Raw genomic sequence first — 17191 nt, 5'->3', positions numbered from 1 at the left:
AACTGTTCGAAATAATAGTAGGAAAGAGAGGGGATTGTCATGAAAAACGAGATCGCTGTCTCAATACACAAAATAACCTTAATCCTCTCTTTTTTCTTTCTGATTTGATTCCTAATTTATAACTTATATTTATAATCGCTAACTTAAGATCGCTAACTTAAGATATACTAACCGTTGGCAGAAAATTATGGAAGACGTTAACGAAAAACCTAATTAAAACTACAGTATATAAAAATTGTAGCATTAGTAAATAGTCGAAACTTCTTAAATAATTTTAAGTTGAAAAGCCGAAATCAACTTAAAATAAGAGTAGGCATAATTTAAAAAATTTGTAAAATGAAAAAAGTATTTTTAAATGTATTGTTATTTATGGGTATATTTTTCATTTCTTGTTCAAATGAGAATGAGATTAATGAACAATTCTCTGTTCAAAGTGATTCAACTATCTTACAAAGAATAAATTCAAATAGTTACTTTAACAATTATGACTTTGAATTAATAGGAATTGAACATAACAAAGGACTAGAAGCTATATATTCTCAATTAGAGAGTTTTGATTTTTTAAATAGTTCTCAAAATGATTTATACAATGAAATATTTGAAGAACCTCAGAATTTTTTACTAAATAATAATAATTTTGATAAATTAGATTCTGATTTATTGTCTCAATTAAAACCAAGTGTTTCTTCTTCTAATTTAATTACAGATATGAAAAACAACCTATTTTCTGAATTAACTTCTAATTTTTTAAAAGAAGAAGTTAATAAGATAGAGAACATATTCAATGATTTTAAAACAATTGAAAATTATAATTCAACATCTGTGATTCGAGACATTAGACTGATTGAAGAAAATATTAATAAGTCAGAGATTGTTTTCAACGATAAAGAATATGTAGCAGTGAGAGCTTTTATATCTACAAGTATTCATTCTCTTAATTACTGGGAAGCTAACATTAATAAATGGTATGAATTAAACCCAAATAGTAATCAAACATTTGGAAGAGGTTGGAGTTGGTTTAAAAATGCAATAGGCAATATGGCTGTTGCGGACGCTTATGGTGCAGGTGTTGGTGCAGTAGTTGGTTTTGTTTCATCTATTGCTTCTGGTCCTGGTGTTTTGGTTGGCACAGCAGCTGGAGCAGTTGGTTATGGAATGAATGCTTCAGCATTACAAGGAGTTAGAGAGCTTCACAATTCTCTTTAATTAGACAATGAGTTCTCATTTAAAGAGTTTTATTCTTTTTCTTTCTTCTTCTGTTTTAATGTTTTTTTGTCTTTGCTTTTTTGCGAATTTTGATATTAAAACATCTATTTTTGTTTCAGTAGGTGCTGGTATATTAACCTTTATTTTACCAAATCTGAAGAAGAATAAGAAGAAATAAAAATCTTCTGCCAACCACAGTTTGTAGCAATAGCGGCTTTCGTGCATAACTGAAAGTCGCTTTTGTATTTTCAAAGTTTAGTATTTAACATAAAGTTTTGGTAAATTTAACCGCTACTGCTACAAGCTGTATAACGTTGGCAGTAATTTTGATGAAAAGCAGAACTGAAAAAGAAAAATACGAGAAATTTATTGAAAGACTCAATGATTTTAAATCAGAAAGGTTGATTAAAATATTACATCGTGGTTTTTCTAAAGAATTTGGTTTTGATAAATTCAATTTGAACCCCAAATACCATAGTTTAAACGATTTTGCCAAACTATTATTCTATTATGGAGATAAATCAAAATATTTTTGGGAGCAAATGAACGGTAGAGATTTTGGATTGAATGAAATAAATAATGAGATTTTTATCTACATTTTTGAGATATTTAACGAAATAGTTAAAAATCCCACAAAAACAGGAACCAAACGTTTTATTGACAAGAACAAAAAACTCTTTGAGTTTTTTAAAAATGATAGCAACAAAAATCTATTTATCAAGGAGATAGAAAAAATATCTAATAAAGAAAAATTAGAATTACGTAATTACTATTTTAGAGTTATTCATCAATTGGGAGAAACGAAATTCAAAAACCAAAGTCTATTAGTTTCTTCCTCTGAAAGTAATAGCGTTGCTAAAAATGGATTTTCAAAAAATGAAATAGTTATAAGTTTAGTTTTGATGAAGATGAACAAGAGTTTGTTGTGAATTGATTTCAAATTGTATTTTTACGTGAGCAATCACAAGTAAGGTTTATTATGGTAAACGTTTCTTGATGTTGTGAATTGATTTCAAATTGTATTTTTACGTGAGCAATCACAAGACCTATTAAACATTAGGTGGTGGCATTTTCGTTGTGAATTGATTTCAAATTGTATTTTTACGTGAGCAATCACAAGTTAGATAAATAGGTTTTAGCCTTCTTTACGGTTGTGAATTGATTTCAAATTGTATTTTTACGTGAGCAATCACAAGACTTAATCTATCGCCTTGAACTATGGTGTTGTTGTGAATTGATTTCAAATTGTATTTTTACGTGAGCAATCACAAGTTTTTGGTTGCTTACAACTTGAAACAGATTGTTGTGAATTGATTTCAAATTGTATTTTTACGTGAGCAATCACAAGTCAAAAATAGATGAAAAACATAAAGAATATGTTGTGAATTGATTTCAAATTGTATTTTTACGTGAGCAATCACAAGAAAGACCAATACGCGCACCAAAATATAAGTGTTGTGAATTGATTTCAAATTGTATTTTTACGTGAGCAATCACAAGAGATGGTACGCTTTCAATAGATATACATCTGTTGTGAATTGATTTCAAATTGTATTTTTACGTGAGCAATCACAAGGAAGCATCTACGGATCCATTGGATGACATTGTTGTGAATTGATTTCAAATTGTATTTTTACGTGAGCAATCACAAGAAGGATGAAGTTTTAGAACGTGTTACTAATGTTGTGAATTGATTTCAAATTGTATTTTTACGTGAGCAATCACAAGTGCGTGTCCTCGATGGCTATTGTATACTAAGTTGTGAATTGATTTCAAATTGTATTTTTACGTGAGCAATCACAAGACGGCAGACTGTTGTTTGTTGTCTGGACCTGTTGTGAATTGATTTCAAATTGTATTTTTACGTGAGCAATCACAAGATGGCATTTACTGTATTTTCTACCATTCCTGTTGTGAATTGATTTCAAATTGTATTTTTACGTGAGCAATCACAAGTGTCGGGTAAATTATTATGAGCAATACCATGTTGTGAATTGATTTCAAATTGTATTTTTACGTGAGCAATCACAAGAGGCGGTGCTGCTAAAATAGAAGTTACAGAGTTGTGAATTGATTTCAAATTGTATTTTTACGTGAGCAATCACAAGAAGCCACTAAAACGAATATTGTTAGTGCCAGTTGTGAATTGATTTCAAATTGTATTTTTACGTGAGCAATCACAAGTAGTGAAAGCCATTGAACAACTGTAAATAAGTTGTGAATTGATTTCAAATTGTATTTTTACGTGAGCAATCACAAGAACCATTAATGAAGAATTAAAGAATATTGCGTTGTGAATTGATTTCAAATTGTATTTTTACGTGAGCAATCACAAGGTGAAAATAGAAAAGAATCCTTTTGTTCTTGTTGTGAATTGATTTCAAATTGTATTTTTACGTGAGCAATCACAAGGCTTAACATTCTTTGCACCTCATTATATATGTTGTGAATTGATTTCAAATTGTATTTTTACGTGAGCAATCACAAGATTTAGAACTTATCACAAAACAAGAGCTATGTTGTGAATTGATTTCAAATTGTATTTTTACGTGAGCAATCACAAGATAAGAGTTGATGATGACTGGCTTCCATACGTTGTGAATTGATTTCAAATTGTATTTTTACGTGAGCAATCACAAGTTGGTAGAATCAGCATGGCAAGGTTTTATTGTTGTGAATTGATTTCAAATTGTATTTTTACGTGAGCAATCACAAGCTACTAGTCCGTTAGCCTCGTTCATAACTTGTTGTGAATTGATTTCAAATTGTATTTTTACGTGAGCAATCACAAGTTCAATTTCTGAAGAATAAGATTCTAATAGGTTGTGAATTGATTTCAAATTGTATTTTTACGTGAGCAATCACAAGAACAAGTGTAACATTTCGCCTCAATCCCTTGTTGTGAATTGATTTCAAATTGTATTTTTACGTGAGCAATCACAAGTTTGATAATTCCAGAATCTTAATGCAGGTAGTTGTGAATTGATTTCAAATTGTATTTTTACGTGAGCAATCACAAGATCTAAAAGTAGAAACCAGTCACAAAACAAGTTGTGAATTGATTTCAAATTGTATTTTTACGTGAGCAATCACAAGCTTTTTTCTGCATTCCATACAGTTTCCACAGTTGTGAATTGATTTCAAATTGTATTTTTACGTGAGCAATCACAAGTTCACTTGGTATAATATTATTTCTAAGTTAGTTGTGAATTGATTTCAAATTGTATTTTTACGTGAGCAATCACAAGTTCAGCAGCCACAATAGGATTACAAAAAGCGTTGTGAATTGATTTCAAATTGTATTTTTACGTGAGCAATCACAAGTCGCCAATTGCAATCCCTTCCATATCATTCGTTGTGAATTGATTTCAAATTGTATTTTTACGTGAGCAATCACAAGATCTAATGGCGCATGCGGATCCCAATATCTGTTGTGAATTGATTTCAAATTGTATTTTTACGTGAGCAATCACAAGGTCAGTCCCAAAATATTGAGTAAAACCAATACTATGGGACTGTTTTTTGAATTACAAAAATTACATTGAAAAAAAAAAATTAAATTTCTTAGTATAGAATTTTTACATTCTATTAAAACAGTTGTAGTTGTTGTGTTGGTTGGGGCAAATCTACCTCTTTTACACCATGAAATAGTTCCATATTACCAAATTGCTTATCTGTAATTTCTAAAATACATACTTTACCGTGTTTAGGTAAGCCCATTTTTACTCTTTTGGTATGAACTTTTGCGTTTTCTCTACTGGGGCAATGTCTTAGGTAAATAGAATACTGGAACATTGTAAAACCGTCATCCATTAGCTTTTTACGAAATTGCCCTGCAACTTTACGTTCTTTCTTGGTTTCTGTTGGTAAATCAAAAAATACTAAGACCCACATAATTCTATAAGCATTATATCTTTTTGAAGACATGTTTTATTAATCTAGTTCGGGATATTTAATTTGTCTTAACTCACCGGTAAAGCATTTATATAAACTTGCAGTAGTGGTTGTAACAGCTACAAATAAGGGTCTTACTAGGCCATTTATACTAACATCTTGTGTGGCCATGGTAAGTATATGTGCTTTGGCTTCTTTATCTAACTCGTAATTGTTATTACTCACAACATAATTATAGACAAGTTTGTCCACAAAAGGCCTGTATGGCTCCATAATATCGTCTGCTAAACAATATGGGTTGTACTTGTTTCTATGAAAAATACCCAAAACAGGTAACATGCCGCTACTAACTATAGCTCTAGCAACTATACTTCTTAAAACTGCATAGCCAAAATTTAATAAATTATTTGGTTCTACCCCGTAGCGCTCTCTAGAAAAGTTTTCAAATAATTGTTTCCAGTAAAATTGCGCGGCGATTCCTTCTCTATTGGTAGTATCGCCGCTTTTTACCGTTGATTTATATTCTTCTAAAGGGTCGGAGAATTTATTGTTTAAATCTAAAAGAGCTTTTTGGTTTTTTATTTTCTGTTCTACTGTTTGTTTCCATAATTGTTTTTTTAAAGGTTCTGAGGCTGCTAATTGATACTTTATTCTTTCTGAATATTCTGAATGCCCTACCATTGGCAGCATTAAACCAAAAGGTAAATGATGTTGGTCACAAGAAATAACTGCTACGTTATTGCCTTGAAGCTTCATTAATAATTGGTTGGAAATGGTTATTTGGAAATGATCTAACATTAATAAGGCTATATCCTCAACAGGCACCGTTCCTTTAATTCCTTTAGTTTCTGGGTCTTGAACTACTAATTGCTTTTGCTTCATTTTTAAATAAGAAGGATTGCCGATGTAAATGGTTCTTTTTATCATAGAGAAATTTATTACATAACAGTTATATTACCAACTCTATTAATTTTTAACTTTATACAATTCTCCTTAATTGATATTTTATTCAAATCGAATTCAAGCTTATTTAACGAAGTATATTCAAATTTGTTCATTATAGGTTTTGCTACTGTATTTGGAATACCATATAATCTATTACCTGTAAAACTGACAACTTTATACACTCTAGAAACTTGTTCCTTGGACAAATTATTAAAATCAACCAAGGACTCATTTTCTAGTTCTTCATCGGTTGGCACATAAACCAAATCATTTGGAGAAAGAGTAAATAAAAACTGCCCTTTTGTGTTATTTGGTTGTATTGGCAATCGTTTATCTTTTGGTAGTGCTGCTGTTTGTTTTTGATGTTCAATAACCTCGTTTAAAGGAATGGTTTCGAAGACTCTTTTGTTTTTTTCTTTGTCATAATAAATTGCGAAAAATAAATTGGTTCCTTTAGCAGCCTCAACAAATTTAGTGGACTTAGCACCACTTTCTCCAACAGGGAATTTACTTCCTTCTTCATACAAGCGAACTTTATAAATTGGGTGATGGTTTTTACCATTGTTTAGCGCTTTTATATTTTGATTTAAAGCATCTATGCCGTCTGGGTTAAAGGCCAGATCGAATCGTTCTTTTGCATCTTGATCTATATAATTTTGCAGGTGTCTTTCTAAAATAGCTATTATACCGCTATCTGTTATAGATTCTAGTTGTTTTCTTGTGAATTTTTCATTTAAAGCTACTCTTGTTGCAGTGGCATTTTCAGTCCATTCATACACTTTCACTTTCGTAATTTCTTTACCTTCTATTACAAGTGGAGTCTCCTTTAAATGTTTTCTAACTTTTTTTAAATCCTTATCAAATAGAATTAATAAGCTGTTAATTTTTCTTTTAATTAATTTATCTACAATTAACTCTGGCTTGTCTAAATAACTGGTAATATTACTTAACCCTTTTTTGATCCTTTTTATTTTAACAGCCCCAGAAACTGTTTCTTTATGCATTGGCTTTCTTATAGCCCAATTTGTTTTATTTTTTGAGTTTGTAGCGTCTTTTTGTTTTACTAATACTTTTTTAAACGTACCATTTTTTTGTGGTTGCCATTGCCAGGTTTTATTATTTGTTTTGTTTATGATTCTTAAATTTTGTTTAAAACTAATGATTGTTTTTTCTAAACTATCTTTAGCTTCTGCAGTGAAGTTTGGCCAAGGTAATTGAAAGTGCTTGGTAAAATCTCCTTGCTTATTTTTTATTAACAAACTGGCTTTTAAGCCGTAGTTTTCTCTTTGAGAGTTTAAAGAACCTAAATAATTTGTGTGCTTTTTTGTGCAACAAGCAATTATTAAAGCATCTAAAGCATGGTGTCTGTGATCAATTCTTTTTTTGCTAAACCCTCTTGAAATTTCATTAGGAACTTTTATTCTAAACGCATTGATTTTAGAATCCCATTCACCAAAGTCTTTAGAGTTTGTTAATTCATTTAACCTCATGAACCTAGGAGCAACTATTTCATTCCATTTATCATTTAGCCCCCAGTCTTGTTTTAGTTTAGAGGTTATTGCTCCAGTAACAGGTACTAATCTCTTTGTGGTTGCTTCTTTTTCTCCATCCTCTCTTACAATGTTACTTAGGAGTGTTTTTACAATTTTACTAATATATCTGCTATCATTTAATTGACGATTAATAAACCCTTCTGGAATATCTTCTGATAGTAGGTTGTTTAGTTTTGTTCTATTTTGTTTAAAATATTGCTTACAATGTTTTTCATAATTCTCTAAAGTAAACAACTTCACGGTGTTTCCATTACTTAACGTGACAACTCTGCCTCCTTCATTTTTTAAAAATTCATAAGCAGTTTTATTGTCTTTTAACTGATTAACGTCACTCTCACATATAATTTTATTACTCATTGAGTTATCAAAGTAACGTGATTGCGGAATAATATGTTCAATTTGATAGTCAATAGAAAATAATTTGCTTAAAGGGATTATTTGACCGGTATAAGGGGAAATATACCCTTGTTCTAGCCATAATTTATATTTATTAATTTCTGACTTTGTTGGAGAATTACTTTTTCTAATTTTATTTATTTCATCTTCTTTTACTTTAGAGAAAGATACCTCTGGATTTTGAAAAACACCCTCTTCATAAATTTTTAATATTTCTTGATGGCTTGGTGAATATGGTCTTATATCATATTCTGAATCATTTTTAAGTTCTTCTAATAAAGATTTAATTCTTTGATTAGTGTTTTCGTTTTCTATATTTCTAGATGACATTGCTTTACGTTTGTCACTAGAATTTTTCATTTCTCTACCTAATTCAACATGAATTTCATTAAAAAAATTAGATGCTCCTTTTCCATAATATTTCCAAATATCTCTTACAACTCGTAAGGTTTCTGTAACGACTTGCTCAACTATTGGATTTCTTAAACTGTGTTGTTTAAATTCATTTAAATAGGTGTCTATATCATTAGGCGATTTCCATTGTTTGATTAGACCTGATTCGGAATGACGTTCATAAACTGCATAGCAAGCTTGGTAAGTGTTTAAACCTGTGAGAGGGTTTTTATCCTTGAAATCGATAAAGCTTTTAATAAACTGTCTAGGGATTTCATCATCGACAATCGTTTTCAATCTGTCTTCTTTATCTCCTTTGAAAACTTCTTTGTCATAATTTATACTTTCTAACCTTTCTTGTATTTGTAGTATTCTATTTTTTACGTCATCGGAAATAGCTTCTTCATCCCAATATTTCCCCATTCTCATTAAAGGCAATATTTTTTTAATTGCTTTTTCTGAATAAGCACCATAATCATTTTTAAATGGCGGGTATTTTACAAATGCTTCAACAAAAGAATTTACATCTAAATTATATTTAGATGCATAAGTTTCAAGAGCTGTTTCATATTCTTTTTTATCTTTTACTGAATAAATAATATGCCATAATGCAACTTCTTTTTCTTTAGATAGGAAATCATTTTCATTACAGTTTTTTACTTTTTTTAATCTAGACAAAAAAGACGATCTAGTTTCGTTTGCAGGATATTTTTTATCTTCTACATAATTCCATCGGTAATTTTTCTTCTGGCTTTTTTCTATCTTTTTATTATCGACTAAGAAATCGATAATATGTTTTTGTTCCACTTCTTTTTTATCATTTAAAAACTCAAATAATAAAACCCAATCATTATCACTTGTGAAAAGACTATCTGTTATATCTTCATCAATATTACCATTTACAATATTTTCCTTTTGATGAATTTTTAAATTCTTTAGAAATTGCCATAGTCTAAACTCTTGAAATAAAGGATTGGATTTAGCAATGCATTTTACTTTTTGTACATTTCTAACTCCATCTTTTATAAAAATTCTTTCTTCATAAGGGCAATCTGATATTGTTGATTTTTTACTTTTTAGAGGTCTCTGATAAAAGATAATATCATCAATAAACAAATAATCGAAGCCATTATTTTTTATATTACTTTGATGTGCTTCATTTCTTGGATATAATTCGTCTAAACAAGCATTGTATAGTTCTTTATCATTTAATTCAGGATGAAATTGTATTTGTGTTTTTAATATCTTCTGTAATTCTTGTTTATAGAATTTTCTTTCAATAGTTTTAACTAGTTTGCCTCTAATTTTTTGCGATGGATTAATTAAAAGCGTTTCGTAGATATAATGCCCAACTGTTTTGTTACTTTGCTCGATATCTTGTTCTGTTTTCTTTTTGATTGCAATCCAATCTTTTTCAGAATCTACAGCACTAAAACTTCTTCGTACATTACCATCTTTATCAACTTTATCTGTACCATCTTTTTCTAATTGTGTTGTTACAATAAACTCCTTAGTTTTACCAACCCAGTTATCTAATGATTCTTTGCTTTGCCTTTTATAAACCCAGTTGTTTTCTAGTAGTACATGATACCAAGTGCCTCTTGCATTTTTATCTTCAGTAGCTATAACTTCTTTAACTTTTAAGGCGTAAAATTCTTTTTTACTGTTTTTACTTTCTTCTTCTTCCTCTCCACGTAATTGATAATACCCTCTTTTTTGGTTAAAGTTTAAAAGTACCCAGGCTAATTCTTCTTTGGTTATTTTACGCTTTAACGCTTTTGTACGAAGGTAATAGATTGTCCAATCTAAAGGTATCTTAACGTCTTTTCCAGCTGCTTTAAACTCAACAACCATTTCATTAAAGGAATCCATAAATATAAATTCATGTTTTCCTTCTTCATTTTTGCGGTAATTAAGTTTTACTTCTGTGTTGTTTTTAAATTGCCCTAAATGTTTTTCAAAATCTATAGATTCTTTGTAATGTTTTGGAAGAAAATTTAAGATATTTAATACTCTATGCAAGCGTTCTCTTCTTAGTAAAGCTCTTTGATAAAGTCTTCTAACACCCCTGTAACTAGTTCGATTTGCTGTTTGAGAATGAGATTGTCCAGAATCAAACTTTCCTAAAATGTCTTGAGATAATGGTATAATTCGTGCTCCTATACCATCTATTTTTCCTATTTTATTTTCAAAATCTTGTGTAGTTAATGCCCAACCTATGGAATTTGTTCCAAGATCTAAGCCTAGTATTTTTTTCATATTATTTGGTTTTACACATTTGTAGAATATATGATTCTCTAAATTCTTTATTGACAAGTTAGTTTTGTAGGAATTTATACTAAATATATATAAAAATTATTACTATTTAACTATTTTTCATATATTTGAGTACAATTTGAAATCAATTCACAATAAGGATTATTCCGTTGTGAAAACATTTAAAACGGCAACTTCGGTTGTCGTTTTCTTTTTTTTCAGCTTTTTTCATCTCTAACATTTGTGTGGAAAGCTTAAACTTAAACATAGAAGGTTTTCGAGGATAGCCTTAGTTACCAGCGATCTTCTCATTCAGAAACTTTTTATGTTATATAATAACCTACAATTGAAAACGCCCTAAAGAGGGCGTAATGATGAATATATATGGGGGTTTTGCGACTGTAATTTTTACTTTCAATAGTATTTAATTCCAGATTTCAATTTCAGGAATTAATTCATTTATTAGCTCAGGATCAGAAATATAAATCACTTTATTTCTATTCACTTTTTTATTTGTGTCAAAAACTTCAATATTTAAAAACTTATTATTTGAATCGTAATAGAAGTTTGAGTTTTCATTTTTCCCAGTAGTTGTTAGGCTAAAGTTTGGAATTAACTCTTTGGCAATTTCATGCAGTCTTTTATGACTTATAGGTTGAGTGCTTTGGATTTCAATAATTTTCACAATTTTTTCACGATTATAGGTAAATTTAATAGTTTCATTTCCTTTTAATCTTTTTACTTCAAAGTGCATATTATGGGTTTGCAATTCCTCAATATTTTCTTTTCCGAATCTTTTTTGAATTTCTTCAAAACTCGAATCAATTTGAGAGTAACTGATTATTGAAAAAAATAGAAAAATTTTTATAAATATTAGTTTCACTTTGGTAGTGTTTTTTGTTGGCATATTATGCTTATTTATCTACTAATATATATTCAATTACATAAATACTATTGCATGTTTTTGAAATTGGAACAAGTGCGTAATTTAGTAAAATTCATAATAAATGAAGGAATTTACTCTTTTTAAAATAAAAACAGTTATTCTATCATATCAAAATTATCTAAAGTCTTTTCCTTATTAGTAATAGGTATAAGATGCTCTGTGATTGTAGGTAACTGGCTAAAGGTTAGTTAATTTATTCTAGAATATGTGATACGCTCACCTAAGAGATCTTCTAACCTAATAGTTACCGCCTGACGTCGTCATTCTTTTGGGTGCTGCCAGTAGTCTTGAAGGTAAATTGGATCTGATTATATTTTTTTCTATTAATAAGCCAAATTTACATTTGTAGGAATTAGCATACTCCTACCTAATGACGTATAGAATTCCACATTTTCAGGTAAAACAACTATATCAGAAAAAACCACTAAACTATAATGCCATGGCTGTTAATCCCTAGATTTAAACCTCATCAACTAGGTTTGCAACACAGGTATTTTCCCAACAAAAACTACACTTTGTCGGATTTTTAATGCATTTTATAGGTGTTTTTCAAAATAAAGTACTATATTAGCGTCATTCAAGCCCAAATCTCATGGAACTAAATGCGCTATTAATCATTCTTACTTTAGGCTATTCTTCTGTTCGTTTTGTTCTGCAAATTGCTCTTTCGGGATGGTCTATGGATGGTAGTTGGTAGTTGTTAGTTGTTAGTTGTTAGTTGATAGATGGAGGTTGGAGGCTGGAGGTTGTTAGTTGTGAGTTGTTAGTTGGTAGTTTTTAGTTGGTAGTTGTTAGTTGTTAGTTGTTAGTTGTTAGAAATTAGTTTATAGTATACAAAGTTTAAGTTAGTAGTTTTTCTAATTGTTTTTGTTTGTTTTGTTAGTGTGATTAGAAAGTCTCAATCCTTACGGATTGAGACTTTCTTTCTTTTATTTCAACATGTCTAATAACGCTTGGAAGTCGACTTTATGCTGTTCGCCAGAGCTCATGTTTTTTAAGGTAAAAACTCCTGAGTTTAATTCTTCTTCACCTACTAAAACTACAAATGGAATATCACGACGGTTGGCATGATTCATTTGTTTTTTCATTTTAGCAGCATCAGGATATAGTTCGGCTTTAATGCCTTCTTGTCTTAATTTGGTCACGGCTTGTAAACAGGCCATTGCTTCTTTTTCACCAAAGTTGATGAACAATACTTTCGTCGATGCTGTAATGGTATCTGGGAATAGGTTTAATTCTTCTAGAACTAGATAGATGCGGTCTAGTCCGAAGCTAATTCCAACTCCACTCATATCTTTTAGCCCGAAGATGCCCGTAAGATCGTCGTAACGACCACCTCCACCAATGGAGCCCATTTTCACACCTTCAGGAGCAGATACTTCAAAAATAGCACCTGTATAATAGTTTAAACCTCTTGCTAAAGTTACGTCTAATTGTAGTTTCGCTGTTTTTAATTGTAAGGTTGAAATTGCTGTATTGATAAATTCGAGTTCTTCAATACCTTTAAGTCCAATTTCAGAAGAACTTAAAATCGACTTTAAACTTTCAACTTGGTCACCGAAATCCCCTTTGAGTGTAAACAAGGGGTGAAGTTTGGTGATTCCCTCTTCAGAAATACCTTTGCTTCGCATTTCTTCCTTCACCTTCTCCTCTCCTATTTTGTCGAGTTTATCTAAGGCTACTGTGAAGTCAATCAATTTATCTTGGGCGCCAATCACTTCAGCAATACCCGACAAGATTTTACGATTGTTGATTTTAATGGTTACGCCATCTAGCTTTAAAGCTGAAAATACCGCGTCGTACAATTGTACAAATTCCACTTCCTGAAACAAGGATTTAGAACCTACCACATCCGCATCGCATTGGTAAAATTCTCTGAATCGGCCTTTTTGAGGTCGGTCTGCGCGCCAAACCGGTTGAATTTGGTAACGCTTGAATGGAAATTCTATATCGTTTTGGTGTTGTACCACGAAACGCGCAAAAGGAACAGTAAGGTCGTATCGCAGAGCTTTCTCTGAAATCTTTGGGGTTAGAACCGTTTCAGACTTAGATTGGTAGTCTTCATCAGAAACTTTCTTTAAAAACTCCCCTGAGTTTAAAATTTTAAAAATCAAACGGTCTCCTTCATCACCATACTTTCCCATTAAGGTTTCGGAATTCTCGAAACTAGGAGTTTCAATCGGTTGAAATCCGAAAAGCTTGAATTGTTCTTTTATGGTTTCCATAATATATGAACGCTTCGCGACTTCTGCTGCGTTAAAATCTCTTGTGCCTTTTGGTATGCCTGGTTTTTGTGCCATAATATTTCCCACGATCGTGGGGAATCTCTTTAAGTGAAACAATATATAAGTCACAAAAATATTATAATTTTCATAGGCTAACCCAAGATATTTTGATTTTATAGTAACTTTATGCTTTATGTGTCGTCTTATACATTGAACCATCCAACTAACTCGATAAAAAACTATGTTTTCATTAGCTAGAGAGAATATTAGAATTGCTTTCGATTCTATAAAAAGTCAATTGCTACGTACCATTTTAACGGTTTTAATTATCGCAATTGGGATTATGGCTTTGGTTGGTATTTTAAGTGGTGTTTCTGCCCTTGAAAACACCATTACTAGCAATTTCTCCTCTATGGGATCTAACACCTTTAATTTTCAGCGCTACGAGTTTACGGCACAACGTCAGAGCAGTAGAGAGCGCCAGAAGGTGAATCCGATTATCGACTACCGAAATGTGAAGGATTTTGAAGATAAGTTTAACTTCCCCTACACCAAAGTCGCTGTATCCTTTACAGGTACTATGGGTGCTGAAGTGAAATACGAAAACAAAAAAACCGATCCTGAGGTCGGTGTTTTGGGGGCCAATGAGTATTATATTGAAAATTCGGGATTAGATATTGCCAACGGTCGATCCCTTAATGTGTTTGATGTTCAAAACAGCAATTCGGTTTGTGTGATTGGTAGCGATTTACAGAAGGCCTTATTTCCGGATGAAAATCCCATTGATAAAACCATTAGTATCCGAGGTTCTAAATTTAAGGTAGTGGGTGTGCTGAAAGAAAAAGGGTCGACTTTTGGGAACAATCAAGATTTACGCGTGATTATGCCTATTCAGAAAGCACGTTCTATTTTCACCAATCCCAATATCAATTATAATTTGAGCGTTAAGGTGGACAAAACCGATATGCTTGAAGCCGCTCAGCAAGATGCCATTCAGACCTTTCGAAATATTCGTGGATTAAATCCTATTGAAGACAATGATTTTGGTATTGAGCGCAGTGAGGATTTATTGAATCAGGTGGCACAAAATACAAAAGCGCTTTATGTGGCTGCGTGGATCATAAGCATTATCACTATTTTTGGTTCTACTATAGCCTTGATGAATATTATGTTGGTTTCTGTGAGTGAGCGTACTCGTGAAATTGGTGTCCGCAAGGCACTTGGGGCTAAAAGTTCTACGATTGCTTTTCAGTTTTTTATGGAAACGATCATTATTGGTCAGCTTGGTGGGTTACTAGGAATTATTCTTGGGATTTTAATTGGCTATGCTGTTGCTAGAGGATTTGAATTGGAGTTTTCTACACCTTGGGTTGCGATGATTTGGGCCACTAGTATTGCTTTTATTGTTGCTGTGGTTTCAGGATTGTATCCTGCAACTAAAGCCGCTAAGTTGGATCCTATTGAGTCTTTGCGTTATGAGTAGTTTTTAGTTAGTTTGATGGTTACTGTTGAATTGCAAACCCTCCGACTCATCTCCATTGCTTTACGATGAGCCACCTCCCTTTAACTAAAGGGAGGAGCTGGTAGAGACTTAAAACATGTCTTTAGGAATATCAAGATTCTTCGCTGCGCAGTAAATAACTTTATTATTTTTCTTATGTTCATATTGTCTTGATACAAATTGCTGAGCACATCATGAGCTCCATAAAATAAACTTGGGCGAATAAACGAACCAAAAAATCAGATTGAAATGAGGAATTTTTTATTCCTTGTTTTATTATCTTGAAATATTTTTGTTAGATATTTTTACATACTTGTTCTTAAACTAAACAACACCCCTAATGAGCTACGCTCGGTAATTTCGAATCAAAATATTTTTTGCTTCTCATTAACCTCAAGGGGACAATCTTTACAACTAAATTTTTAATAAATGATTGAAAGTGGTTTCTAATATGAAAAAATAAAATATGACTTTCGATGATTATAGGTTCTTTGCTATAAATGCTACTCAATACACTTGCTCCTACCTCGCAAATCAATCGAAGTTACATTTTGGACACTAGACAGAATAGGTGTTAAAAAGGAGGTATCGACTGCGCTTAACCGGACATGGTGTGCTGATTTTAAGGGCTCATAGAAATGATTCGTTCTCCTGTATTTGGATATTTTGAAAGTTGTGAATCGGGTTGGTATTGCAAACCCTCCGACTCATCTTCATTGCTTTACGATGAGCCACCTCCCTTTAACTAAAGGGAGGAGCTGCTGGTTAGGTGGGGGCATTTATGATGTGTTCTTAATTAAAACTATGTTGGTTGTTTTGGAGATTCCTTGTTTTCCTATGAATGCTGTGTTGTAAGAATGCTTCTCGATATAATTCCTCATGCTTCGGAATCACTCGAAGTGACATTTTGGACACAAGACAGAATAGGTGTTTATCAATGAGGTTTCGACTGGGCTTAACTGGGTGTGTTGTACTAATATAAAGGGGTAACAGAGTTAAAACTGTCCTTCCGTATTGTCCATATACTACCCTTTAATTACTACGTACTAAACTCTACTCACTACAAACTCCGCTTAGCCTTTAATTAAATTAGCGAAATATTCAAACAACTCGCCTTTAGTGATATTGGCTCCTGACTGGATCATTTTAAATATATCTAAATACTTATCTTCTGAATAGTCTTTTTTCGCATTAAAAAATTCTAGAGAATCTGATAATAAGTTATCTCTTAACCACTGAAAACCTTCTTTTGTAGTGAAGTCGATAGCCTGGTTTTCTATTTTTAAAGCAATTAAGCGCATGCTTTTTTCATTACATTGAAACAAATGAATTTGCTGTGGCGAAATATGCTCTAAGTATTTTACTTTTTGTAATACACCGAGCCAAACTAAGTCACTAAACACATCTAACTCTTGTTCAGCTACCTCTGGTTTGTTCTTTTTAATATCTTCCCACTCGTCTCCGGTAATAGACTGAGTCGCTAAAAAGTTAATAAATTCTTGGTGTAATTCTTCGAATTGTTCTTTAGTTAATCTTGCGTATTTCATCTGGTATTGATTTAATCTTTTAAAGGTCAGATGGTGTGCCTTTAAAATATATATTTAATTATTGATAATTATATTTTAGCATTTCATTGAAACACTTTGTTCTTCTGACCACATGCGTAGGGCCTTCTTATTAATTATTAATTATAATCTAGTTTTATTAATCTTTAAGAATTTTTGTTGGATATTTTCATATAATTTATTCTTTAATTTAAAGAACACCCCTCATGAGCTACGCTCGGTAATTTCGAATCAAAATATATTTTGCTTCTCATTAGCCTCAAGGGGACATTTCCTACTATTGATCTGATAAACTCGTTTTATTAATCCTT

9 protein-coding genes and 1 CRISPR repeat array are annotated in these 17191 nt (G+C 31.5%); of the genes, 2 read left to right on the top strand and 7 right to left on the bottom strand.

The window, feature by feature from the left end; translation table 11 throughout:
• Positions 1 to 336: 336 nt before the first annotated feature.
• On the top strand, positions 337 to 1206 hold the full coding sequence (locus DFQ11_RS10130; RefSeq protein ID WP_110475766.1) for a hypothetical protein: 870 nt from the start codon (positions 337 to 339) through the stop codon (positions 1204 to 1206).
• A 15-nt stretch (positions 1207 to 1221) separates the two neighbouring features.
• On the opposite strand, the gene DFQ11_RS10125 is transcribed toward DFQ11_RS10130, so the two are convergent.
• From DFQ11_RS10125 to hisS, 6 genes are all read right to left on the bottom strand, one after another.
• Positions 1222 to 1458, bottom strand: coding sequence for a hypothetical protein (locus tag DFQ11_RS10125; protein ID WP_146221525.1), 237 nt, complete (start codon positions 1456 to 1458; stop codon positions 1222 to 1224).
• 670 nt (positions 1459 to 2128) lie between these two features.
• Positions 2129 to 4682: a CRISPR direct-repeat array (repeat unit 46 nt; unit sequence GTTGTGAATTGATTTCAAATTGTATTTTTACGTGAGCAATCACAAG).
• Positions 4683 to 4794: 112 nt separating this feature from the next.
• On the bottom strand, positions 4795 to 5133 hold the full coding sequence (cas2, locus tag DFQ11_RS10120; protein WP_110475764.1) for a CRISPR-associated endonuclease Cas2: 339 nt from the start codon (positions 5131 to 5133) through the stop codon (positions 4795 to 4797).
• A 6-nt stretch (positions 5134 to 5139) separates the two neighbouring features.
• On the bottom strand, positions 5140 to 6027 hold the full coding sequence (gene cas1 / locus DFQ11_RS10115; RefSeq protein ID WP_110475763.1) for a type II CRISPR-associated endonuclease Cas1: 888 nt from the start codon (positions 6025 to 6027) through the stop codon (positions 5140 to 5142).
• 11 nt (positions 6028 to 6038) lie between these two features.
• Positions 6039 to 10646, bottom strand: coding sequence for a type II CRISPR RNA-guided endonuclease Cas9 (gene cas9, locus DFQ11_RS10110; RefSeq protein ID WP_110475762.1), 4608 nt, complete (start codon positions 10644 to 10646; stop codon positions 6039 to 6041).
• Between the two features lie 421 nt (positions 10647 to 11067).
• Positions 11068 to 11526: a hypothetical protein gene (locus tag DFQ11_RS10105; protein WP_146221524.1), complete on the bottom strand. Its 459-nt coding sequence runs from the start codon at positions 11524 to 11526 to the stop codon at positions 11068 to 11070.
• Between the two features lie 992 nt (positions 11527 to 12518).
• Positions 12519 to 13889, bottom strand: a complete 1371-nt coding sequence (hisS, locus tag DFQ11_RS10100) for a histidine--tRNA ligase (protein ID WP_110475760.1) — start codon at positions 13887 to 13889, stop codon at positions 12519 to 12521.
• A 166-nt stretch (positions 13890 to 14055) separates the two neighbouring features.
• Between hisS and DFQ11_RS10095 the strand changes: the two genes are divergently transcribed.
• Complete coding sequence (locus DFQ11_RS10095) at positions 14056 to 15297, top strand: ABC transporter permease (RefSeq protein WP_110475759.1); 1242 nt, start codon at positions 14056 to 14058, stop codon at positions 15295 to 15297.
• Between the two features lie 1091 nt (positions 15298 to 16388).
• On the opposite strand, the gene DFQ11_RS10090 is transcribed toward DFQ11_RS10095, so the two are convergent.
• A complete protein-coding gene (locus DFQ11_RS10090; protein WP_110475758.1) occupies positions 16389 to 16862 on the bottom strand; it encodes a DUF6495 family protein in 474 nt (157 codons plus the stop codon).
• Positions 16863 to 17191: the final 329 nt, after the last annotated feature.

This window comes from Winogradskyella epiphytica (genome assembly GCF_003217215.1).
Taxonomy (GTDB): Bacteria; Bacteroidota; Bacteroidia; order Flavobacteriales; family Flavobacteriaceae; genus Winogradskyella; species Winogradskyella epiphytica.
The sequence above is the reverse complement of the archived record's forward strand: the minus strand, read 5'-3'. Positions and strand labels throughout refer to the sequence as shown.

What these genes read in the sequence shown, in the direction of transcription:
- DFQ11_RS10130 (WP_110475766.1), top strand. Translation starts at nt 337, where the DNA reads ATGAAAAAAGTATTTTTAAATGTATTGTTATTTATGGGTATATTTTTC.
- cas2 (WP_110475764.1), bottom strand. Translation starts at nt 5,133, where the DNA reads ATGTCTTCAAAAAGATATAATGCTTATAGAATTATGTGGGTCTTAGTA.
- cas1 (WP_110475763.1), bottom strand. Translation starts at nt 6,027, where the DNA reads ATGATAAAAAGAACCATTTACATCGGCAATCCTTCTTATTTAAAAATG.
- cas9 (WP_110475762.1), bottom strand. Translation starts at nt 10,646, where the DNA reads ATGAAAAAAATACTAGGCTTAGATCTTGGAACAAATTCCATAGGTTGG.
- hisS (WP_110475760.1), bottom strand. Translation starts at nt 13,889, where the DNA reads ATGGCACAAAAACCAGGCATACCAAAAGGCACAAGAGATTTTAACGCA.
- DFQ11_RS10095 (WP_110475759.1), top strand. Translation starts at nt 14,056, where the DNA reads ATGTTTTCATTAGCTAGAGAGAATATTAGAATTGCTTTCGATTCTATA.
- DFQ11_RS10090 (WP_110475758.1), bottom strand. Translation starts at nt 16,862, where the DNA reads ATGAAATACGCAAGATTAACTAAAGAACAATTCGAAGAATTACACCAA.